Consider the following 22,649-nt stretch of genomic DNA (forward strand, 5'->3'; position numbering starts at 1 on the left):
AAAATTAACTTATCAAAAAAAACAACGCTAATTATTTTGCTCGGCGCGATCTCTTTTTTCTCGCACGCGACCGGTATGTTACCGGACTCATCTGTCGTGATTATCGAAGAACAAGACAGAGAAGGTGCGTTAAATGTTAAAAACACCGATGACTTTCCTGTTCTGTTGTTAACTACCTTACAAAATATTCCCGACGATCAGCAAACGCTGCTAACCGTCACGCCACCCGCAGCACGCGTCGAGCCGGGTAAAACTCAGCGCGTACGTTTTATGCTGACCAGCAACGAGCCGTTAAAAACCGAGCGCCTGAAACGCGTGACGGTTGAAGGTATTCCGCCGCAGGAAAAAGGCAAAAGTGAAGTGCGCATGACGGTACGCCAGAATCTGCCGGTGATTATTCGCCCGGCCGGCCTGGAGAAAGATCTGTCACCGTGGAAGCGCCTCAGCTGGCAACTTAACGATAATACGCTGACGGTGAAAAACGATTCGCCTTATGTAGTGCGGCTGGCGCAGGCGGTACAAACCCTGCCGGATAACACCGTCTGGCAATTGCCTAACACCTATGTGTTGCCGGGCCAGCAATTTACCCTTAAGCAGGACGGTGGGAAAAAAGTCAGCAACGCTACGCAGGTACGTATTTCTCCCGCCACCACCTGGGGTTTCAGTGTGGATACCTATGACGCGCCGCTGACGCGGTAAGCGGGGTGAGCCGTGCCACAGCATAATAAAAATAAACCATGTACTTGGCGTCCCAGCCTACTTGCTATCGCTCTGATGCAGGCAGTGGGCAGCTTTTCCGCACAGGGTGCAGAGCCGGTAGAGTTTGACCTGGCCTCGCTGCAGGCGCGCGGCGTCAATCGCGTCTGGCGGCGCATTTTAAAGACGCGCCGCGTTTTATGGCCGGTGATAACACGGTCAATCTGCGCGTTAACGGCAGCGAGCGCGGCCGCATTCGCGTGCATTTCGACGAGCAGGGTGAGCCCTGTATCGATCGCGCTTTTCTGCAGCAGGCGAAGCTGGTGATACCGAAAAGTTTACCCAAAGGTGAACGCATCAGCCTGAACAGCCTGTGGCCGCAGGCGGAACTGCACGTCGATCCCGGTGAAGAGCGCCTGACGCTGATTGTGCCGCAGCAGGCGTTAGCCGCCGCCGATAACAGCGGCGACTGGCAGCACGGCGGCGTCGCCGGCCTGGTTAACTATGATGCACAGTATATGGATTCGGCTGGTCGTTTAGCCGGCGTCAATTTTATGCAGCTGAACAGCGAGGCCGGGGTGAATTTCAGCGACTGGATTGTGCGCAGTCGCCAGACGCTGACGCGCTTTAACGGGGAAAACCTACTGCGCCATCAGGCGGCCTATGCGCAGCGCACCCTGGCAGCATCACAGAAAGTGTTGCAGGCCGGGCAGATTAACCTCGCTAACTCACTGTTCGGCAGCGGTCAGGTGCTGGGCATGCAGCTGTTTCCCGAGCTGTCACTGGAAAAACAGGGCGGTGCTGGTCTGGTGGAGGGCATCGCCAGCAGCGCCTCGGTGGTGGAAGTGCGTCAGTCTGGCGCGCTGGTGTTCAGCACCACGGTGCCGGCCGGCCCGTTCCGGCTTGAAGGCTTTTCGCTGCTGAACACCCGCAGCGATCTGCAGGTGACCGTGACCGGCAGCCAGGGCGATAAACGTGAATTTGTCGTGCCAGCCGCTTCGCTACCGCTTAGCGCCGCCAGCGCCAATGGCCTGTCGGTGGGCATCGGTAAACTGGAGCAAAACGGTAGCGCTGAAGCTCCGTGGCTGGCTACCGCCTCGCGCGGCTGGCGCCTGTCGCCGCGTAATAGCTTAACAGCCGGCGTGATGGGCTCTAATCCGTGGCGTGCCGTAGCGGCGAGCGTGACCAGTCAGCCGCTGGACAGCACCATTACCCGTCTGCAAACCACGCTGGCGGACGATGCGCAGCACGGTAATCGCGGCGTGGCACTGGATGCCTCGCTGAGCCAGCAGCTGAGTGAACGGGTGAGCTTAAGTTTCAATGCCAGCCGGCAAACCAGCGGCTATGGCGAACTCAGCGACAGCCTGCAGCGTGACCAGCAGGATAACCGCAGCCGCGCGCGCGACCAGTTCGGTGCGGGTATCGGCTGGGCGCTGGATGATTACGGTTCGCTGTCGCTGTCGTGGGCGCGCAGCCGCACCTTCGACGGTGACAGCATCAACTACCTGAACGCGGGCTGGACGAAATCGTTTGACCGCGCCTATCTGAGCATCAATGCCTCGCGGGATAACGGCGGCCGCTACAGCACGCCGGACAATCGTATTTATATGACGCTCAACATCCCGTTCGGCGATGCGCAAACCGTCAGCAGTTATATCAACCACAGCCAGCGCAACGGCAGCCGTGCCGGCATGCGTTACAGCAATCGCCTGAGCCAGGATCGCAGCTGGTCGCTGAGCAGCGAGCGTGATTTCCGCAACCAGCGCAACAGCGTTACCGGTGCGATGGATATGGTGACGCCGGTCAGTCAGCTCGGCGGCAGCCTGAGCAATAGCAATGACGGCAATACCAGCTGGTCGATGCGTGCCAGCGGCGGCGTGGCAATGCACCAACATGGCGTTACGCTGTCGCCGTATCGCATCAGCGATACCTTCGGCATCGCCAAAGTCGGTGATGAAAGCGGCGTGCGCATTGAAACGCCAGGCGGTCCGACCTGGACCGATGGCCGTGGCTACGCGGTGATTCCGTCGCTGAACAGCTTCCGCCGTTCTGACGTGCAAATTGATACGCGCAGCCTGAAAAAGAACGTCGATATCGTCAATGCGCTGCAGGAAACCAGCGCCGCGCGCGGCTCGGTGAGTTATATCGCCTTTGACGTAGTGCGCACCCGCCGCGTGCTGGTGGATGTGAAAGACAAAGCCGGTAAACCGCTGCCGTACGGTGCCAGCGTATTTAATCCACAGAACCTGTTCGTGACCGCTGTCGGTGCCGACGGTGCGGTATTTATCCCGGATGCCGGCGATGGCGGCAGGATGGATGTACAGGTCGGTGGCGAAACGCTGTGCAGTTTCGACCTGACATTGCCGCCAAAACCTACCGAAGCGAGCCTGTATGAAACCGCCAGCGCGCAATGTAGCTGATAAGGAAGCAAACCCATGAAATACCCTTTTTCAGCGCTGGCGTTAGCGCTGCTGCTGTGCCAGAACGCGCTCGCCAGCCTGCCGCCGATGCTGCAGGACAGCCAGTGCAGTTTATCACTGGGCATGCCAGAGATTAATTTTGGCAACCAGACCCGCTATCAGCTGGATGAAGCAGGAGCCGGTCAGCTCTCGCCCGGTACCCGTGAACTGACGCTGGCGGTGGCCTGCCCCTACAGCCAAACGATGAAGCTGGCACTGCGCGGCGACCGCGCACAGAACGGGGCATTTCGCTATGGCGAACGCGGCAGCGTGAAGATTCGCCTCTTCAATGCCCGCGTTGACGGCCAGCCCGCAGAGCTGATGCGCAGCGGCAATGCGCAGGCCACCAGCAGCAACAGCATTGCGTTGCAGCCCGGTGAAACATTTGTCGCGGTGCGCGGTGGCGCGATCCAGCAGGGCAAAACCTTTACCGCGCAGGTTGAGATCACGCCGCTGCTGCCGGAGAGCGCGGCGCGCGCCACCCAGCTCAGCAGTAGCGAAGCACGACTTACCCTGGAGCTGCTGCGCTAACCCCGCGCTGCACCGCTCCGCCATTCCCGCAACGGGCGCACTGATGCGCCCGTTTTTTTACGCCATCACAAGGAGAACAGACATGGCACACTTCCGACTTTCCCCTCTCTCTTACAGCTGCGCGCTGGCGCTACTGGTTGCCAGCGGTGCGCAGGCGGCCTCGGCGTGGCAGGCGCTCGACGGTGCCAAAGTCGCGGCAACCAGCGGCTACGAATCACGCAGCGCGCGTGACTATCCGCTGCTGGCCAGCGGCGCCGGCAGCCTGCTCACCACCGCCGTGCCCGGCCTGAACTTCGTCACCACCGGTAGCCTGCTGTATGCGGCGCAGGCACTGAACGGCGGACGCATCGAACTGGATGGTGCTCATCTCGCCACTGACGGCGTGATGGCGCACGGCGCGAACCTCAGCGACGGACAATTAGTGATGCGCGGCGGCAGCATCAGCACGCTGGGCGACAGCAGCGCCGGCGTGATGGCCAGCGGCGACAGCGAGGTTACCCTGACGGATGTCACGCTCAGCAGCCGCGGGCGCGATGCCACCGGCGTTACCCTCAGTCAGGGCCAGTTGACGCTGCGCGACAGCCGCATCAGCGCCAGCGGTGAAAATGGCGGCGGATTAGCGCTGGGCGGTGGCGGACGCGGCAATGCGCGCGCGGCGCTCAGCGATGTGACCATTGAACTGAGCGGTGTCGGCACGCGTGCGGCAATCGAGCTGGGCAACGGTACGCTGAACGGCAGCCAGGTGGCGATCAACGTCAGCGATCGTCATCGCGGCATCGAAATCTATAACCCGCAGGGCAGCAGCGGACGCGGCAGCGTGACGCTAAGCGACAGCCAGATCGTCACCGATGCCGGCGACGGCGTATATACGCTGGGCGGCGATATGCTGCTCAATAACGTTACGGTCGACACGCAAAGCGGCATGGCGGTCAACGTCAACAATCGCTCGACCGCCACGCTGCTCGGCGGCAGCTTTAACACCCACGGTGATAACGCGCACACGCTGTGGATCGCCTCAGAGAGCGCCTCCGCCCATGCGCAGGACAGTCGCTTCAGCAGCCAGGGCAACAACGCACACGCGTTTCACGCGCAATTTGGCAACGCCACGCTGGAAAATGTCGCGCTCAGCACGCAGGGAGCCGGCAGCTATGGTCTGTACAGCGAAGCGCAGGTTGATGCGCAGCATCTGACGGTTGAAACCCACGGCTCCGGCGCCATCGGCGTGTTTGCCGCGCGCGGCGGCAACATCAATCTGGCCAACACTCAGGTGCGCACCGCCGGTGATTCTGCCACCGGCCTGCTGGCCTATCCGGGCTCGGCGATCAGCGGTAAGCAGGTCGATGTTAAAACAGAAGGCGCTGGTGCGCACGGCGCCTGGGTGCGCTCTGGCAGTATGCAGCTGCAGCACAGCACGCTCAGCACCGCAGGCCAGCAGGCGGCGGGTTTGCTGGTGAACGCTAACATCAACGGCGACAGCAGCACGGTAACGTTTGACAGTACGCACATCGTCAGCCAGCAGGGTGCGGCCATCAAAGTGACCAACAGCAACGCTGACATCACGCTGACCAACGGCAGCCAGCTGCAGGGCGGCGACGCGCTGCTGGACGTGGCGAGCGGTACGCTGCCGTCAGAAGTGACGCTGAACGCGGATAACCATGTAAGCCTGCAAGGCGACGTGCGCGCCGACGCCGCCAGCCGGGTGGCGCTGGCGCTAAGCAACGCCTCACAGCTGAGCGGCAGCGTTCAGGGCGCCGATAGCCTGACGCTCGACGCCAGCAGCCAGTGGCAGCTCCGCGCCAGCTCAACGCTTAATACGCTGCACAGCGACGGCAACGTGAGCTTTGCCCCGCAGGCCAGCGGCTTCAGCACGCTGGATGTGCAGACGCTGAGCGGCCACGGCAGCTATCACCTGAACACCGATCTGGCAGCATTGCAGGGCGATCTGATTCGTGTCGCGGGTGCTGCCAGCGGCGATCATCGGCTGGGGATTAGTAACAGCGGGCGCGAACCGCAGCAGAGCGACGCGGCGCTGACGGTGGTGACTACCGGTGGCGGCGATGCCCACTTTGCGCTGGAGCACGGCGTGGTAGATGCCGGCGCGTGGCAGTATCAGCTGGAGCAGCGCGGCCAGGACTGGGTACTGGCGCAGAAGCACGATGAGGACGAGCAGCCGCTGCCAACGCCTTCCGCCGCCACAGTCACCGCACTGTTTAACGCTGCGCCGATCGCCTGGTACAGCGAGCTGACCAATCTGCGTACCCGTCTTGGCGAAGTGCGCGACAGCGCAGCGCAGGGCGGCGCCTGGACGCGCGTCATCGGCAATGACTGGCGTATCAACGCGCGCAGCGGCGTGGTGTGGCGCCAGCAGATGCAGGGCGTGGCGATGGGCGTCGATAGCGCCAAAACCACCGGTTATGGCCAGCGCCTGCTCGGCGTGTTCAGCGGCATCAGCAAAAGCCGGCTGGCCTTCAGCGGCGGCAGCCAGGGCACCATTAACAGTTTCTATATTGGTGGCTATCACACCTGGCTGCTTAATGACGGCTGGTTCGCCGATGCGGTGGTGAAAGCCAACAACTTCAGCAACCGCGCCGACGCGCGTATGTCTGATGGCAGCAAGGCCAGCGGCAGCTATCAGACCGCCGGACTTGGCGCCTCGCTGGAGCTGGGCCGCAAGTTTAACTATCAGAACGGCTGGTTTGCCGAGCCATCACTGCAGTTCTCCTCGCTGTGGGTGCAGGGCAAAGCATATCGTCTGAGTAACGATCTGGCGGCGAAGGCGGCGTCTGGCGGATCGCGCCTGGCAACGCTAAACCTGACCGGTGGACGCGAGATGGCGCTGGAGAACGGCGGCAAAGTGCAGCCGTGGCTGCGCGCCGCGCTGGCGCAGGAGCTGGTGCGCGATAATGCCGTCAGCGTTAACGATCAACGCATGAACAGCAACCTGGCGGGCCAACGGCTGGAGCTGGGCGCGGGCGTTAACGTCTCACTGACGCGCGATGTTGCGCTGTATGCGGACGCCAGCTGGAGCCACGGCGATAAGCTGGCATCACCGTGGAGCGGCAGCGCGGGCCTGCGCTGGCAGTTCTGATCCTTATCTGGCACGCGTTCAGCGTGCCTTTTGCTGCGGCGCCACTGTCTGGCTGACAGGGTGCCGCAGCGCGTTAAGCGACACGCCCTACGCGTCCACCGCCCTGCGGCTGAAACAGAAAGAACAGCCCGGCGCCGGGACTGATCACCAGCATACGTCCTCCCTTTTGCGGCTGCAGTTCCCCCAGCGCCAGCGTGCGCGCGTCATTGAAATCCGTCACCAGCGCCGGAAAATGCGCCATGCCGTTAATCTGCGCGCGATACTCGCGCATCATGCCGCGTCGCAGGTGCTGCACATCGTTATTGAGCCAGCGCGGCAGGCTGTTCGCCAGCTGATGCGCGGCCACCGGCCCGCCGGTATAAGCCAGCAAACGCACGCGCGCCTGGCGCGGCGGCTGAATAAAGTGGTGAATGAACCAATCCATGTATGCGTCTTTCATCCCTGCGCTTCCCCTGTGCTGACCGGCTGGCCTCAGGCTATTTTAAGGACTGGCAGGTTTAAGGTTAATGAGACCTGGCCTACGCGCCGGTCAGTGCAGTCTGACAAATGGGGGAGATTCTTAGTCGTTTGGGTTTGGGTTTGGGTTTGGGTTTGGGTTTGGGTTTGGGTTTGCCCTCACCCCGGCCCTCTCCCGCACGCGGGAGAGGGAGCGGTCCGCTGCGGGCGGGGAAGGCAGTGCGTAACATGAGAGAACCAGGAAGGTGCAGCGGGTGAAAAGTATGAAAGGCACGCAGGCAAAGGCTAAAGATGACCGATGACACCCTGGCGCACCAGCCAGCTCCCTTTCCCCTACCAGCACCAGCCAGTTCCCTCTCCCGCTTGCGGGAGAGGGTTAGGGTGAGGGAAAAAACCACTCTGAATTCAAACCATTAAACCGCCTGCGCGCACGCCCACGCCGAGCTCCACGCCCACTGGAAATTGTAGCCACCGAGCCAGCCCGTCACGTCCACCACTTCGCCAATGAAATAGAGCCCCGGCACATCACGTGCTTCCATGGTCTTAGACGACAGCTGCGTGGTATCCACGCCGCCTAGCGTCACTTCGGCGGTGCGATAGCCTTCGGTGCCGTTTGGCTGCACGCGCCACTGGTGCAGCGTGGTCACCAGCTCGCTCTGCTGCTTGCTGTTAAGCTGCTTCAGCGTCACGTCCGGAATCTGCTGCAGCTCCTGCAGCACTTCCACCAGCCGCTTCGGCAGGATCTTCGCCAGGCTGTTTTTCAGGCTGAGGTTGGGATGCGCCGCGCGCTGCACGTCGATAAAATCGTCCAGCGCGCTCTCCGGCGACAGGTTGACGGTGACAAACTCGCCCGGCTGCCAGTAGCTGGAGATCTGCAGCACCGCCGGACCGGACAGGCCGCGGTGGGTAAACAGCATCGCCTCTTTAAACAGCGTGCCGTCCTGAGCGGTGATGGTGGTCGGCAGCGCCACGCCGGAAAGCGTGTTCAGCTGCTCCAGCAGCGGCTTGTGCAGCGTAAACGGTACCAGCGCGGCGCGCGTCGGATGGACGCGCAGGCCAAACTGTTCCGCCACTTTATAACCGAACGGTGTTGCCCCCAGTCCCGGCATCGACAGACCACCGCTGGCGATCACCAGCTTGTCCGCGTGAACCGCCGAGCCATTCAGCTGCAGCGTATAACCGTCGTCGTCGCGCGCCACGCTCAGCACTTCGCTGCGCAGCCGCAGCGTCACCTGGCCGGCTTCACACTCTTTCAGCAGCAGATCAACAATCTGCTGCGCCGAATCATCGCAGAACAGCTGGCCGAGAGTTTTCTCGTGCCAGGCGATGCCGTGACGATTAACCAGATCGATAAAATCCCACTGGGTGTAGCGCGCCAGCGCCGATTTGCAGAAGTGCGGATTATGTGACAGGTACGCCGCCGGTTCGGTGTACAGATTAGTGAAGTTGCAGCGGCCGCCGCCGGACATCAGAATTTTGCGCCCTGCCTTCTTGCCGTTATCCAGCAGCAGCACGCGACGGCCTAATTGCCCGGCCTGCGCCGCGCAGAACATGCCGGCCGCGCCTGCACCAATAATGATAACGTCAAACTTTTCCACTGCCTTAACCCACCTGATTGAAAGGCGCTGATTGTAGAGATCTGCGGCTTTTCGCGCCAGCGACAAAAAATTGCCGTAAATGTGTCATATTGTAACTTGCTCATTTTGCGGTCTTTTTGCCATTAATTACCTGCTGGATGACAAATTTAAGACAAAAAAGAGCTATATTTTTCTTTCCCATAGCGCACGTTGTCGCAGATAATGCGCCGCGTTCATGTCCTCCAAAATGGCGTAACGTTTATGCTACATCTGTTTGCTGGTCTTGACCTAAGCACCGGCCTGTTATTGGTTCTTGCTCTGCTGTTTGTGTTGTTTTACGAAGCAATCAACGGCTTTCACGACACTGCCAACGCGGTCGCTACAGTCATTTACACCCGTGCGATGCGGGCGCAACTGGCGGTTGTGATGGCCGGTGTGTTCAACTTCTTAGGTGTGCTGCTCGGCGGTTTGAGCGTGGCCTATGCCATTGTGCATATGCTGCCAACCGATTTGCTGTTGAATGTCGGTTCGGCGCATGGGCTCGCCATGGTGTTCTCCATGTTGCTGGCGGCGATTATCTGGAACCTCGGTACCTGGTATCTCGGCTTACCGGCGTCCAGTTCGCACACGCTGATCGGCGCCATCATCGGTATTGGTCTCACCAATGCGCTGATGACCGGCACGTCGGTGGTGGATGCGCTGAACCTGCCGAAAGTCATCAATATTTTCCTCTCCCTGATTCTGTCGCCGATTGTTGGTCTGATCATTGCGGGTGGCCTGATTTTCCTGCTGCGTCGCTACTGGAGCAGCACCAAAAAACGGGCTCGCATTCACATGACGCCTGCTGACCGCGAGAAGATCGACGGCAAGAAAAAGCCACCGTTCTGGACACGTATCGCGCTGATTGTCTCCGCCATTGGCGTGAGCTATTCGCACGGTGCCAACGACGGTCAGAAAGGCATCGGCCTGATCATGCTGGTGCTGATTGGCGTCGCGCCGGCGGGATTTGTGGTGAATATGAATGCCTCCGGTTATGACATCACCCGTACGCGCGATGCGGTGAATCATCTTGAGCAGTATTACCAGCAGCACGGCCAGTCGCTGACGCACATCGTGCAGATGGCGCCACCGGCAGTGCCGACGCCGGAAGAGTCGCTCGGCGGCCCGCAGGAGTTCCATTGTGATAGCTCCCGTGCGCTCGATGCGATTAACCGTGCGCAGGGTCTGCTGGGTAATCTGCAGAGCTACAGCGATCTCACATCTGACCAGCGCGGTCAGATGCGTCGCCTGCTGCTGTGCATCTCCGACACCGCGGACAAAGCCGCTAAGCTGCCGGAGACGAGCGCCGACGATAAGCGCTTCCTCAATAAGCTGAAAGGCGATCTGCTCGGCACCATCGAGTATGCGCCGGTATGGATTATCGTGGCGGTCGCGCTGGCGCTCGGTATCGGTACCATGATTGGCTGGCGCCGCGTGGCGACCACCATCGGCGAGAAGATCGGTAAAAAAGGCATGACGTATGCGCAGGGCATGTCGGCCCAGGTCACGGCGGCGGTGTCGATTGGTATCGCCAGCTACACCGGGATGCCGGTTTCGACCACGCACATTCTGTCATCGTCGGTTGCCGGTACCATGCTGGTGGATGGCGGCGGGCTGCAAAGCCGCACCATCAAAAATATCGCAATGGCCTGGGTATTCACCCTGCCAGTGTGTATTTTGCTGTCTGGCTCGCTGTACTGGATTGCGCTGAAGCTGATTTAACGCTTCAGCGTTGCAGGGTTCTGTCGTGGTGCGTTGCGAATACAACACAGCGCGCCGCGACAGAACCCGCTCCCCTTCTCAATGCCAAATCGCTAAGGCGATCAGGCTCACCACCACCAGAAAACACAGCCCGCTGGTCAGAACAAACTGACCGCGCACCCGCTCGCAGCGACGAATAAATTCATCGTCGTGATGATCGCGATAGCGTTTCTCCCAGATATAGCGCACCAGCCGCACCTGCTTGCTCGGCTGACCGTGGGATGTAAAGAAACCGGCACCATCAACATACTGATACAGCAACGGATCGCACCCGCGCAGCACCGCCAGCAGTGAGCGCAACGATGAGAAGTAACGCGCCATATTCACCAGACAAACCACACACAGAGCCCAAAAAAGCGCGATAGTGCTGATCATGTTCCCCTCCCAGCTGGAGCCGCAATGACGTCGAATGCAGCGGGGAAATGCTGTAGACGCCCCACGGGAAATAAACCAGCCACAGATGAATCGAATTGCATTGTTGTTATGCGAGCCCGAGCGCGTAACCCAGACGGCGGTGGCACTCATTTTCAGTGTAGGAGATCTGTTCAATTTTTTTCCAGCGATGATTTTCGTTCATCGCGAGTGAAAATCGCGATAGCGCTTGATCTTCCTCACAAGCGAGCCGCAGATTGCAGCATTTGTTAACAACTCTGGCTATACTCAAAACATAACAACATACGCCTGTAGGCATAAATTGTGGCTGGCGGCGCTTCATCGCCATTGTGCGCAAAGGACAACGCCCGCCGTGAAGGCAAACTTCGGGTTGCCCCCAGAATCTTGAGAAAGGAGTTTTATCATGGCTTATAAACACATCCTGATTGCAGTAGACCTTTCCCCGGAAAGCCAGTTACTGGTTGATAAAGCGGTATCACTGGCCCGTCCTTATGATGCAAAAATCTCGCTGATTCACGTTGATGTGAACTATTCAGATCTCTACACCGGGCTGATTGACGTCAACCTCGGCGATATGCAGAAGCGTATTTCGGAAGAGACACACACCGCGCTGCGCGAGCTCTCCACCAACGCCGGTTACCCGATTAGCGAAACCCTGAGCGGCAGCGGCGATCTCGGCCAGGTGCTGGTGGACGCGATTAAAAAATACGATGTCGATTTGGTGGTGTGCGGCCATCATCAGGATTTCTGGAGCAAGCTGATGTCGTCAGCGCGCCAGCTGATTAATACCGTGCATATCGATATGCTGATTGTGCCGCTGCGCGATGAGGAAGAGGAATAATCACGAGGCGTGGGGTCGCCGGGACCGGATTCGGTCGCCATCAATGGCGAACCTGCAATGAACATTAACGCTGTAGGGTCGGCATTAATGCCGACCTGTTTTATTGCCGCACCGCCTAAACCAACGGCGGATAAATATCGAAACGGTGGCTTTTGGTCACCACCGCCGATTGAGTGGCGACGCCAGCCAGCGGCGGTGCGTAATCCGGGCGCTTCACCACGATGCGCTTCTTCGCCAGACGGCGCGCCGGTTCGAGCAGCGCATCGGCATCCTCATCCGGCCCCACCAGCGACTGAAACACCCGCATCTCCTTCTTCACCAGCGCGCTTTTCTGCCGGTGCGGATACATCGGATCGAGATACACCACGTCCGGTGCCGGCGTGATATCACTCAGCGCCTGCTGGCTGACCACATGCAGCAGCGTCAGGCGCTCGCGCAGCCAGCCGCCGATCTCCGCATCTTCATAACCACGCCGCAAACCATCTTCCAGCAGCGCCGCGACCACCGGATGACGCTCCAGCATACGCACGCGGCAGCCCAGCGCGGCCAGCACAAAGGCATCGCGCCCCAGTCCTGCCGTCGCATCCACCACGTCGGGCAGGTAATCCCCTTTGATGCCCACTGCTTTCGCCACCGCTTCGCCGCGTCCGCCGCCAAATTTGCGCCGGTGCGCCATCGCGCCGGAAACAAAATCGACAAAGATGCCGCCGAGCTTCGGCTCGTCCACTTTACGCAGCTCCAGATGCTGCGCTGTCAGCACCAGCGCCAGCGTGGCGCTGTCGTCCTGCTCCAGCCCCCAGCGCTGCGCCAAATGTAATAAGGCGCCGTCTCCGGCGCCTGTTTCATCCACTAAACCGATCTTCACAAGCAGGCTTATCCCTGAATTCCGTAGTGTTCCAGCATCGCATCCAGCTGCGGTTCACGGCCGCGGAAGCGTTTGAACAGCTCCATCGGCTCTTCGGAACCGCCGCGCGTCAGGATGTTGTCGAGGAACGACTGACCGGTCTGACGGTTGAAGATGCCCTCTTCTTCGAAGCGCGAATAGGCATCGGCAGCCAGCACGTCGGCCCACAGATAGCTGTAGTAACCCGCCGCGTAGCCACCGGCAAACACGTGGCTGAAGGCGTGCGGGAAGCGGCCCCACTCCGGACTCGGCACCACGGCAACCTGCTTTTTCACTTCACGCAGGGTTTCGAGGATTTGCGCGCCCTGCGCCGGATCAAACTCGGTATGCAGACGGAAATCGAACAGGCCGAACTCCAGCTGACGCAGAATGAACAGCGCCGCCTGATAGTTCTTCGCCGCCAGCATTTTATCCAGCAGCGCTTTCGGCAGCGGCTCACCGGTTTCGTAATGGCCGGAGATGAACGCCAGCGCTTCCGGCTCCCAGCACCAGTTCTCCATAAACTGGCTCGGCAGCTCGACCGCATCCCACGGCACGCCGTTGATGCCAGATACGCCCGGCGCTTCGATGCGCGTCAGCATGTGGTGCAGGCCGTGGCCGAACTCGTGGAACAGCGTGGTCACTTCATCGTGAGTGAACAGCGCCGGTTTGCCCTGAACCGGACGGTTGAAGTTACAGGTCAGGTACGCCACTGGCTTCTGCAGACTGCCATCGGCTTTACGCATCTGCCCGACGCAGTCATCCATCCACGCGCCGCCGCGCTTGTGCTCGCGCGCGTAAAGGTCGAGGTAGAAGCTGCCACGCAGCTCGCCGCTCTCGTCGAACAGGTCGAAGAAACGCACGTCCGGATGGTAAACATCCACGTCGGTACGCTCTTTGGCGGTGATGCCATAAATACGCTTCACCACTTCAAACAGGCCGTTCACCGCGCGTGATTCCGGGAAGTACGGACGCAGCTGTTCGTCGCTGATGGTATACAGATGCTGTTTCTGCTTCTCGCCGTAATAGGTGAGATCCCACGGATTCATCTCATCCACGCCAAACTCTTTTTTGGCGAAGGCACGCAGCTGCGCCAGCTCTTTTTCACCCTGCGGGCGCGCGCGTTTGGCGAGGTCGTTCAGGAAGTCGATCACCTGAGACGGGCTTTCCGCCATTTTGGTTGCCAGCGATTTGTCGGCGAACGAGTCAAAGCCCAGCAGCTCGGCCAGCTCGTGGCGCAGCGCCAGCTCTTCCGCCATGATTGGGCCATTGTCCCATTTACCGGCGTTCGGGCCCTGATCGGAGGCACGGGTGGAATAGGCGCGATACATCTCTTCACGCAGCGCGGCGTTGTCGCAGTAGGTCATCACCGGCAGATAGCTCGGGATATCCAGCGTCAGCAGCCAGCCTTCCTGCTGTTTGGCTTCCGCCTGCGCTTTGGCTGCGGCCAGTGCGCTCTCCGGCATTCCCGCCAGTTCAGCTTCGTCGGTGATCAGTTTGCTCCAGCCCATGGTGGCGTCCAGCACGTTGTTGCTGTAAGCCGATCCCAGCTCGGAGAGGCGCGCGGCGATCTCGCCATAGCGTTTCTGTTTCTGTTTATCGAGGCCGATACCGGACAGCTCAAAGTCGCGCAGGCTGTTATCCACCGCTTTCTTCTGCGCGGTATCCAGCTGCGCGTAGCTCTCGCCCTCACGCAGGTTGCGATACGCCTGATACAGGCCTTCGTGCTGGCCCACCCAGGTGCTGTATTCGGACAGCAGCGGCAGCGTCTGCTCGTAGGCTTCGCGCAGTTCCGGGCTGTTTTTTACCGAGTTGAGATGGCTGACCGGCGAGAAGATGCGGCCCAGGCGATCGTCCACTTCTGCCAGCGGCTGGACTAAATTTTCCCAGGTGTAAGGCGCGCCCTGCGCCACTACGCGCTCCACCGCCGCGCGACAGTCGTTCAGCGCTTCAGTTACAGCGGGAACCACGTGCTCAGGTTTGATGGCGGAAAAAGGCGGTAGCGTAAAAGGCGTGAGTAACGGATTGGTCATAAGCGCAGTCCTTTCATCATGGAGTGGGGCCGCGCGCAGGGGCGCGGCGCAATTTTACTAACATGCGGCCAGACGAGGGGAAAATCAATGCCACCCGCAAGGGCAGAGAGAAAAACGCGCGATGAATCGCGCCGCTACAATAAGTGCACGTATCAGTAGCGACGCGATTTATCGCGCATTGTTGAAAAAAAAGCCCGCCAGACGGCGGGCCAGAGGTTATTTGATGGTCAGCTGATAATGGATCACATCATACGGCGCGACCCACGGTGGCAGCGGCTCGCGCTCGTAAATATCTTTCGCCAGCGCCCAGCCTTCCACTGCGCCGCCTTTACCGGTCAGTGACATGCCCTCCTGCAACAGTGGCGGCAGGCTGTCGTTGAACGGCACCTGATCGTGCGAAAAATCATTGATTACCTTGCCGCTCAGGGTGGTAACGCGGACGCTGACCGCCGCCTGCTGGTCCGGCAGCAGTTTGCCTTTCACGCTTTTCACCGCAAACCACTGCATGCCGAGATCTTTCTTCAGCGCTTTACGCTTCGCCACTTTCTTGTCCAGCTGCGCGTAACCTTTTTCAATCAGTGCGTTCAGTCCTTTGCCAATGGAGGCCTGCATGGTGGCGTAACGGCGCGCCATCTCTTCGCCATCAAGCAGCGAATCACCGCTTTGCAACTGGGTGGTTAAGCCGGCAATCAGCTGATCCATACTGATGCTGAGGCCGATGTCTTTGACCATCTGCAACTGCACCACCGCATTGCTGGCGATGAACTGACCCAGCGTATAACCATCGCGTTCGGCATCGCTTTTCGGGGCAGAAAGTTTCGGCGCGGCGGCCGGTTGCTGCTTCGCTGCCTCCAGTTCCCGCGTCAGCTGCGCCAGGTTGTGCGCCTGCTGCTGTTTTTCGCTATCCAGCGCGGCGAGTTGTTTTTCACGCTCGGCCTGCTGCGTCTGCAGGGCGGTGAGCTTCTTCTCGCTTTCCGTCTGCTGTGACTGTAACGCTTTCAGCTGTTTGTCGCTTGCAGTCTGCTGCGCGGCCAGTTTTTGGGCGCTCTCAGCCTGTTGTGCGCTGAGCTGCTGTTTGCTTTCAGCCTGTAATGCCGCCAGCTTTTTATCGCTTTCCGCCTGCTGGGCGCTGAGCTGCTTTTTGCTCTCAGCCTGCAGCGCCGCCAGCGCCTTCTCGTTTTCTGCCTGTAGCGCCGCCAGCTTTTTGTCGCTTGCCGCCTGCTGGGCGCTGAGCTGCTGTTTGCTTTCAGCCTGCAGCGCCGCCAGCGCCTTGTCGTTTTCCGCTTTCAGCGCTTTAAGCGCATCGGCGCTCTGGGTGGCCGCCGCGCGCGCGTCGCTGAGCTGTTTCGTCAGCTGGGCGCTGCCGGCGCTTTGCTGCTGCTGTGCCTCTTTCAGCGCCTGCTGCAGCGTGGCGATATTTTTCTCCTGCTGCTGCTTCTCCGCGCTGAGCGCTGCCAGCTTTTTGTCGTTCCCGGCCTGCTGGGCGCTGAGCTGCTGTTTGCTTTCAGCCTGCAGCGCCGCCAGCGCCTTGTCGTTTTCCGCTTTCAGCGCTTTAAGCGCATCGGCGCTCTGGGTGGCCGCCGCGCGCGCGTCGCTGAGCTGTTTCGTCAGCTGGGCGCTGCCGGCGCTTTGCTGCTGCTGTGCCTCTTTCAGCGCCTGCTGCAGCGTGGCGATGTTTTTCTCCTGCTGCTGCTTCTCCGCGCTGAGCGCCGCCAGTTTTTTATCGTTCCCGGCCTGCTGGGCACTGAGCTGCTTTTTGCTCTCAGCCTGCAACGCCGCCAGCGCTTTGTCGTTTTCCGCTTTCAGCGCTTTCAGCGCGTCGGCGCTCTGGGTGGCCGCCGCGCGCGCGTCGCTGAGCTGTTTCGTCAGCTGGGCGCTGCCGGCGCTTTGCTGCTGCTGTGCCTCTTTCAGCGCCTGCTGCAGCGTGGCGATGTTTTTCTCCTGCTGCTGCTTCTCCGCGCTGAGCGCTGCCAGTTTTTTGTCGCTGGCAGCCAGCTGCGCCTTTAACGCATCGTCCGCTTTCACCGCAGGTGTCGCAGACAGCTTTTCGAGTTGCGCCACGCGGAGGCGCAGACGCGTCAGTTCCGAACTGTGATCGGGCGCTGTTGCGGCTTTTTTCTCTGCCTTGCTGACGGTTTTCGCCGCCGGTTTTGCGGCCGGTTTTGCGGCCGGTTTTGCAGGTGGCTGTGGTTTTGCTGCCGGTGCCGGCGGCAGGGTGCGCGCTGCTTCGCTGAACGCGCGCAGCATGTCATCATCAGCCGCTGACGCGGCCTGTCCGGGTAGCAGTAAGGCCGCGCTAATCAGCACCGCCAGCAGATGACGCTGTGTCATCAAAACCTCCAGTCGCGGCTCCTTGCCGCTAAGAAAACAAAAGGCCTCATCTCAATATGTTAATTGAGATGAAGCCATCCACCGCGCGAGGTTGTCGCGCTGTTAAAAAAGGGGTCGGCTTGCGCCGTTATTGTTAACCGGCCTGGCGAATAATCAGCTGTGACAGACGGGTTTTAATGCGGAAGCACAGTTCACGGATCTGGAACTGATAGCGCGGCATGACTAAATCGTTAATATCCGCGCCGATCGAATCTTTAATCTGCAGATATTTGTTGGTCTGCGCGCCAATTTTCTGGAACTCCGCCTGGTAGCTGTCGTAAGACGCCTGGCTGTAGAGGCGCATCGCATCCAGCTCTTTACGGCACTGCTGAATATTGCTGGCGCGATCGTCAGCGAACGAGGCAGCGGCCGGCTGGGCTGGCGCTTCGGTTACAAACGGCTGGCCGTCAGGCCGTGCAGCAGATTCAGCCATCGGCTGAGCGTCGGCGGCGGGCGGCGTTACCAGGCTATGAACAGGCTGTTGTTTCGCGCAGCCGGCCAGTGCCAGCAGGCTTGCCACCGCGATACCAGTCATTTTTTTCATTATTGTCACCAGGAGTTATTAAGGATGCTTGAAGCAAAAAATTATACGGCCATGGCCGAAAAGTTTCCTTGCCAGAGACGCATTCCTGGCATTTCGCTCGCGACCGCTTCGTTATCGGCTACTAACTTACTTAATCTGCGGTAAAATTTCGAGAGTCGAATTATCCCTACGTGAAATTAGTTCTCTACCAGACCGGTCGCATTCCGCTAAAGCGACCTGGGCGCTGAAAACTTAAGCGGATGGTAAAACGTCAGCAATTTTTATGCGGCGCGGCTATAATCGCGCCACACACGATTTATTCGACTTCATTGATCCAACCGCGGACCCCTCTTTTTTATGCTGAGTTATCGCCACAGTTTTCATGCCGGCAACCACGCCGACGTGCTGAAACACACCGTTGAAAGCCTGATCCTCACCGCCCTGATGGAGAAGGAGAAACCTTTCCTCTATCTGGACACCCACGCCGGTGCCGGACGTTACCAGCTGAGCGGTGAGCACGCCGAACGTACCGGCGAATATCTGGAAGGCATTGCGCGTATCTGGCAACAGCCGGACGCACCGGCGCTGCTGAAGCCCTATCTGGCGGCGATTCGCAACCTTAACCCAACCGGTACGCTGCGCTATTACCCTGGCTCGCCGCTGATCGCCCGCCATCTGCTGCGCGACGAGGATAAGCTGCAGCTCACCGAACTGCATCCGACCGATTACCCGCTGCTGCGCAGTGAGTTCAGTAAAGATGCGCGCGCCCGCGTTGAACGCGCGGATGGTTATCAGCAGCTGAAGGCCAAACTGCCGCCACCGACCCGTCGCGGCCTGATCCTTATCGACCCGCCGTACGAAATGAAAAGCGATTATCAGGATGTGGTGAAAGGCATTCAGGAAGGTCACAAACGTTTCGCCACCGGTGTCTATGCGCTGTGGTATCCGGTGGTGTTGCGCCAGCAGATCAAGCACATGCTGAAGGATCTGGAAGCCACCGGCATCCGCAATATTCTGCAGATCGAGCTGGCAGTACGTCCGGACAGCGATCAGCGCGGCATGACCGCGTCCGGGATGATTGTCATCAACCCGCCGTGGAAGCTGAAAGCGCAGATGGAAGAGCTGCTGCCGTGGCTGCACCAGAAGCTGGTGCCCGCCGGCACCGGTCACTACAGCGTGACGCAAATCGTGCCGGAATAAGCGCTACACCTCAAATATCGCAAAATCATGGGCCAGTTCGGTGGCCGGAAACACCGACTGGCACTCAGCCAGCAGCCTTTCCCGATCCTGTGACAAATAGCGCGAGCTAAAGTGCGTAGCGATCATGCGTTTTGCGCCAGCGCGCTGTGCCACGCTGGCCGCCTGCACCGTAGTCGAGTGGCCGCGCCCGTTGGCTTTTTCCGCCATCGCCGCTTCCAGTGTGGTTTCATGCACCATCACATCGGCGTTCGCCGCCAGCTGCAACGCCACCTCGGTGGGGCCGGTATCGCCGAAGATCGCCAGCACTTTGCCTTTGGTGGCCGGACCAAGATAGTCGGCGCCGTTGATCTCGCGGCCATCTTCCAGCGTGATGCGTTTGCCCTGTTTCAGATCCTGATACCACGGGCCGCGCGGCACGCCTTCCGCCTTCAGGCGCGGTGCGTCAAGGAAGCCCGGCTTATCATGCTGTTCGATGCGGTAGCCGTAGCACTCAACCACGTGGTTCAGCGCGTAAGCCGTGACGCGAAACTCACCGTTATCCAGCACCGCGCCGGCTTCGATCTCGACAATCTCCAGCGGATAGCCGGTATAAGAGCCACTCAGGCTGAGCGCAGTCTCGACAAACTGGCGCAATCCTTTCGGACCGTACAGCGTCATCGGCTCGGTCAGGCCCGCCATCGAACGGCTGGTGAGCAGACCCGGCAGGCCAAAGATGTGATCGCCATGCAAATGGGTAATAAAGATTTTTTCCAGCTTGCCGGGCTTAAGCGCCGATCGCATAAACTGATGCTGCGTCGCTTCGCCACAGTCGAACAGCCAGGTCTCGCCGCGCTTCGACAGCGTCAGCGCAATGGCGGTGACGTTGCGCTGCAGGCTGGGCGCGCCCGCGCCGGTACCAAGAAATGTCAGGTGCATGATAAGTTCCTTTAAGCCAACCCCTTGCCGGCATTCAACCCTATTACATACATAGGTGCAAACTTTGCGCCGGTAACTGAAGCGGCGTTACACTCTATGCCAGTTTTCCTCCAACAGATGGACACAACGGATGACCAGACATTTTGATTACCTCGCCATTGGCGGCGGCAGCGGCGGTATCGCCTCCATTAACCGTGCGGCGATGTATGGCCAGAAGTGCGCGCTGATCGAAGCGAAAGAGCTGGGCGGCACCTGCGTCAACGTCGGCTGTGTACCGAAGAAAGTGATGTGGCATGCGGCGCAAATCGCTGAAGCAATTCACCTGTACGGTCCGGATTACGGCTTTGATACCACCGTTAATCGCTTTGACTGGTCAACGCTGGTGAAAAATCGCAGCGCCTACATCGACCGTATCCACACCTCGTACGACAACGTGCTGGGTAAAAACCAGGTTGAAGTGATCAAAGGGTTCGCGCGCTTTGTCGATGCCCACACGGTGGAAGTGAACGGCGAGACCATTACCGCCGACCATATCCTGATCGCCACCGGCGGGCGTCCCAGCCATCCACAGGTGCCGGGCGCAGAGTACGGCATCGATTCCGACGGCTTCTTTGAGCTGGAGGCGCTGCCAAAACGCGTTGCGGTAGTCGGCGCAGGCTACATTGCGGTAGAGCTGGCCGGCGTGGTGAATGCGCTGGGCGCAGAAACTCACCTGTTTGTGCGTCAGCATGCGCCGCTGCGCAGCTTTGACCCGCTGATTGTTGAGACGCTGGTGGAAGTGATGCAGGCCGAAGGTCCGACGCTGCACACCGAATCGATCCCGAAAGCGGTGATCAGGAATGCTGACGGCAGCCTGACGCTGCAGCTGGAAAACGGCCAGCAGCAGACGGTGGATTGCCTGGTGTGGGCAATTGGCCGCGAACCCGCTACCGATAATCTCAACCTGGCGGTGACCGGTGTGGCGCTGAATGACAAAGGCTACATTCAGGTCGACAAGTTCCAGAACACCAACGTCAAAGGCATCTATGCGGTGGGTGATAACACCGGTGCGGTCGAGCTGACGCCGGTGGCCGTGGCGGCAGGCCGTCGCCTGTCCGAACGCCTGTTTAATAACAAGCCGGACGAGCATCTCGACTACAGCAACGTTCCCACCGTGGTGTTCAGCCATCCGCCGATTGGCACCGTCGGTCTGACCGAACCGCAGGCGCGTGAGCAGTATGGCGACGACCAGGTAAAAGTGTACAAATCGTCGTTCACCGCCATGTATACCGCGGTGACCCAGCACCGTCAGCCGTGCCGCATGAAGCTGGTATGCGTGGGGCCGGAAGAGAAGATTGTGGGTATTCACGGTATCGGCAACGGCATGGATGAGATGCTGCAGGGCTTTGCGGTGGCGCTGAAGATGGGCGCCACCAAAAAAGACTTCGACAACACCGTGGCGATTCACCCGACGGCGGCGGAAGAGTTCGTCACCATGCGCTAACACCGCCTCCGCGCCATCATCGCAGCCCCCGCCTGGGGGCTTTTTTGTTTGCTGACTACTCAACAGCGCGCATACCCGCTATGATTTTTGCTTTGCTGGCCCGGCGGCCAGCGTTTTGCGGTAACGGGACGACGTCAGCACGTGAATATCATCAGCATAATTATGGAGTCGGGCAAAGCTGCGGTCGACGTCGCGCTTTACACTCTGATTCCCATCATGGTGGTGATGCTATTCATCATGAAATACCTCGAAGTGAAAGGCGTGCTGGATTTTGTCGTGCGCCACGCCACGCCGTTACTGAAGCCGCTGGGGATTACCGGCCTGGCGCTGTTCGCACTCATCCAGTTGAATTTTGTCAGTTTTGCCGCACCGCTCGCCGCGCTGGCGATCATGGAGAAGCGCGGCACTTCAGACCGCCATATGGCGGCCACGCTGGCGATGCTGTTTGCGATGGGCCAGGCCAACGCCTTTTATCCGCTGATTCCTGACGGGCTCAACTGGAGCGCCGCGCTGCTGTTCTCTATCAGCGGCGGCGTGCTGGCGGCCGCCTCAACCTATCACTTTTTTGCCCGCAAACTTTCCGACGTCGCGCTGCGCGATGAAGACCAGGGCGTGGAGAACAGCGACACGAAGCCGGGACTGATCGCCATCATCAACACCTCGGGTGCCGACGCCATTCGCCTCGCGCTCGGTTCGCTGCCGATGCTGATCCTTTCCTTGTCGGTGGTGGGCATCCTGAAAAGTGCCGGCGCCATTGAGCTGCTGACGCAGCTGCTGGCACCGCTGTTACACAAACTGCATATCGCCGAGGTGTATGTGCTGCCTGCGCTGACCAAATGCCTGGCTGGCGGCACCGCCTATTACGGCGTGGTTGCCGGACTGGTCGAACAGGGGCAGTACAGTGCGCACAACATCAACGCCTCCGCAGGCCTGCTGATTCAGACCTTCGACCTGCCCGGCATCGGCATTTTCCTCGGGCTCTCCAGCCGTTTTCCGCGCCTGTTCCGCTTCGCCGTGCCCGGCATTTTGCTGGGCATTGCGCTGCGCGCCACGGCGCACAGCCTGCTGTTCTGATGCCCAACGCTTAATATCGACGTGATTCAGGCCGCTTTGAAAACGGCCATCCCGACTCACGTAGCGAAAAATGACAATATTACATCCAGAGCAGCTCAGGCTTATTGAAGGTAACAAATTTCTTGGTAAAGAACCGACACTCATCAATAGCCAGATTAATTTTCATGGTAAGAACAATATTCTGATATGTGAGGAGGGCGTAGTCCTGCAGGATTCCGTACTGGATGTTCGGGCGGATAATTCAATCATTTATTTGAGCCAACGTGCGATACCCTATATCGTTAAAATAATAGCATTCTCAAATTCGGTCTGCTTCATCGGCAGACA

Annotated in this window: 18 protein-coding genes; 10 read left to right on the plus strand and 8 right to left on the minus strand. The window is 59.6% G+C overall.

Going from position 1 to position 22,649, the window contains the following annotated elements; all coding sequences use genetic code 11:
- Positions 1-30 precede the first annotated feature (30 nt).
- From QMM04_RS10945 to QMM04_RS10960, 4 genes are all read left to right on the plus strand, one after another.
- Positions 31-699, plus strand: a complete 669-nt coding sequence (locus QMM04_RS10945) for a fimbria/pilus chaperone family protein (RefSeq protein ID WP_282996176.1) — start codon at positions 31-33, stop codon at positions 697-699.
- 164 nt (positions 700-863) lie between these two features.
- Complete coding sequence (locus tag QMM04_RS10950) at positions 864-3,116, plus strand: fimbria/pilus outer membrane usher protein (protein WP_282996177.1); 2,253 nt, start codon at positions 864-866, stop codon at positions 3,114-3,116.
- A gap of 15 nt (positions 3,117-3,131) precedes the next feature.
- On the plus strand, positions 3,132-3,686 hold the full coding sequence (locus QMM04_RS10955) for a hypothetical protein (protein ID WP_185749279.1): 555 nt from the start codon (positions 3,132-3,134) through the stop codon (positions 3,684-3,686).
- An 82-nt stretch (positions 3,687-3,768) separates the two neighbouring features.
- Positions 3,769-6,774: an autotransporter outer membrane beta-barrel domain-containing protein gene (locus QMM04_RS10960; RefSeq protein WP_282996170.1), complete on the plus strand. Its 3,006-nt coding sequence runs from the start codon at positions 3,769-3,771 to the stop codon at positions 6,772-6,774.
- A 73-nt stretch (positions 6,775-6,847) separates the two neighbouring features.
- Here QMM04_RS10960 and QMM04_RS10965 read toward each other — a convergent pair whose 3' ends face one another.
- The gene (locus QMM04_RS10965; RefSeq protein ID WP_127834695.1) at positions 6,848-7,198 is read right to left on the minus strand and encodes a hypothetical protein; all 351 of its coding nucleotides are present in this window, start codon (positions 7,196-7,198) and stop codon (positions 6,848-6,850) included.
- A 445-nt stretch (positions 7,199-7,643) separates the two neighbouring features.
- On the minus strand, positions 7,644-8,828 hold the full coding sequence (locus QMM04_RS10970) for an NAD(P)/FAD-dependent oxidoreductase (RefSeq protein WP_282996171.1): 1,185 nt from the start codon (positions 8,826-8,828) through the stop codon (positions 7,644-7,646).
- Between the two features lie 240 nt (positions 8,829-9,068).
- Between QMM04_RS10970 and pitA the strand changes: the two genes are divergently transcribed.
- Positions 9,069-10,568 (plus strand): inorganic phosphate transporter PitA, encoded by a 1,500-nt coding sequence (pitA, locus tag QMM04_RS10975; RefSeq protein WP_282996172.1) that lies wholly within the window; start codon positions 9,069-9,071, stop codon positions 10,566-10,568.
- Positions 10,569-10,646: 78 nt separating this feature from the next.
- Here pitA and uspB read toward each other — a convergent pair whose 3' ends face one another.
- Complete coding sequence (gene uspB, locus QMM04_RS10980) at positions 10,647-10,982, minus strand: universal stress protein UspB (RefSeq protein WP_010618665.1); 336 nt, start codon at positions 10,980-10,982, stop codon at positions 10,647-10,649.
- Positions 10,983-11,403: 421 nt separating this feature from the next.
- On the opposite strand from uspB, the gene uspA reads away from it, so the two are divergent.
- Positions 11,404-11,841 carry a universal stress protein UspA gene (gene uspA / locus QMM04_RS10985; protein WP_021508107.1) on the plus strand — a complete coding sequence of 146 codons (438 nt, stop codon included), beginning with the start codon at positions 11,404-11,406 and terminating at the stop codon, positions 11,839-11,841.
- Positions 11,842-11,956: 115 nt separating this feature from the next.
- On the opposite strand, the gene rsmJ is transcribed toward uspA, so the two are convergent.
- The 4 genes from rsmJ to QMM04_RS11005 all read right to left on the minus strand — a co-directional run bounded on the left by rsmJ (position 11,957) and on the right by QMM04_RS11005 (position 17,671).
- A complete protein-coding gene (rsmJ, locus tag QMM04_RS10990; protein ID WP_058759341.1) occupies positions 11,957-12,706 on the minus strand; it encodes a 16S rRNA (guanine(1516)-N(2))-methyltransferase RsmJ in 750 nt (249 codons plus the stop codon).
- A gap of 8 nt (positions 12,707-12,714) precedes the next feature.
- A complete protein-coding gene (gene prlC / locus QMM04_RS10995) occupies positions 12,715-14,757 on the minus strand; it encodes an oligopeptidase A (RefSeq protein WP_058775174.1) in 2,043 nt (680 codons plus the stop codon).
- A gap of 216 nt (positions 14,758-14,973) precedes the next feature.
- Positions 14,974-17,088, minus strand: coding sequence for a hypothetical protein (locus QMM04_RS11000; protein ID WP_282996173.1), 2,115 nt, complete (start codon positions 17,086-17,088; stop codon positions 14,974-14,976).
- Between the two features lie 133 nt (positions 17,089-17,221).
- Positions 17,222-17,671 (minus strand): hypothetical protein, encoded by a 450-nt coding sequence (locus QMM04_RS11005; protein WP_021508101.1) that lies wholly within the window; start codon positions 17,669-17,671, stop codon positions 17,222-17,224.
- A 336-nt stretch (positions 17,672-18,007) separates the two neighbouring features.
- On the opposite strand from QMM04_RS11005, the gene QMM04_RS11010 reads away from it, so the two are divergent.
- Entirely contained in the window at positions 18,008-18,850 is an 843-nt protein-coding gene (locus QMM04_RS11010; RefSeq protein WP_021508100.1) for a 23S rRNA (adenine(2030)-N(6))-methyltransferase RlmJ, read from the plus strand.
- Between the two features lie 3 nt (positions 18,851-18,853).
- Here QMM04_RS11010 and rnz read toward each other — a convergent pair whose 3' ends face one another.
- A complete protein-coding gene (gene rnz / locus QMM04_RS11015) occupies positions 18,854-19,765 on the minus strand; it encodes a ribonuclease Z (RefSeq protein ID WP_282996174.1) in 912 nt (303 codons plus the stop codon).
- Between the two features lie 130 nt (positions 19,766-19,895).
- Here rnz and gorA point away from each other — a divergent pair, with 130 nt between their 5' ends.
- The 3 genes from gorA to QMM04_RS11030 all read left to right on the plus strand — a co-directional run.
- The gene (gene gorA, locus QMM04_RS11020; RefSeq protein ID WP_058770933.1) at positions 19,896-21,248 is read left to right on the plus strand and encodes a glutathione-disulfide reductase; all 1,353 of its coding nucleotides are present in this window, start codon (positions 19,896-19,898) and stop codon (positions 21,246-21,248) included.
- A gap of 141 nt (positions 21,249-21,389) precedes the next feature.
- Positions 21,390-22,322 (plus strand): nucleoside recognition domain-containing protein, encoded by a 933-nt coding sequence (locus tag QMM04_RS11025; RefSeq protein WP_058775170.1) that lies wholly within the window; start codon positions 21,390-21,392, stop codon positions 22,320-22,322.
- A 70-nt stretch (positions 22,323-22,392) separates the two neighbouring features.
- The coding region (locus tag QMM04_RS11030) for a hypothetical protein (RefSeq protein WP_282996175.1) at positions 22,393-22,649 on the plus strand (257 nt) is incomplete at its 3' end.

The organism is Pantoea sp. Pa-EAmG, from assembly GCF_030024295.1.
GTDB lineage: Bacteria > Pseudomonadota > Gammaproteobacteria > Enterobacterales > Enterobacteriaceae > Pantoea > Pantoea dispersa.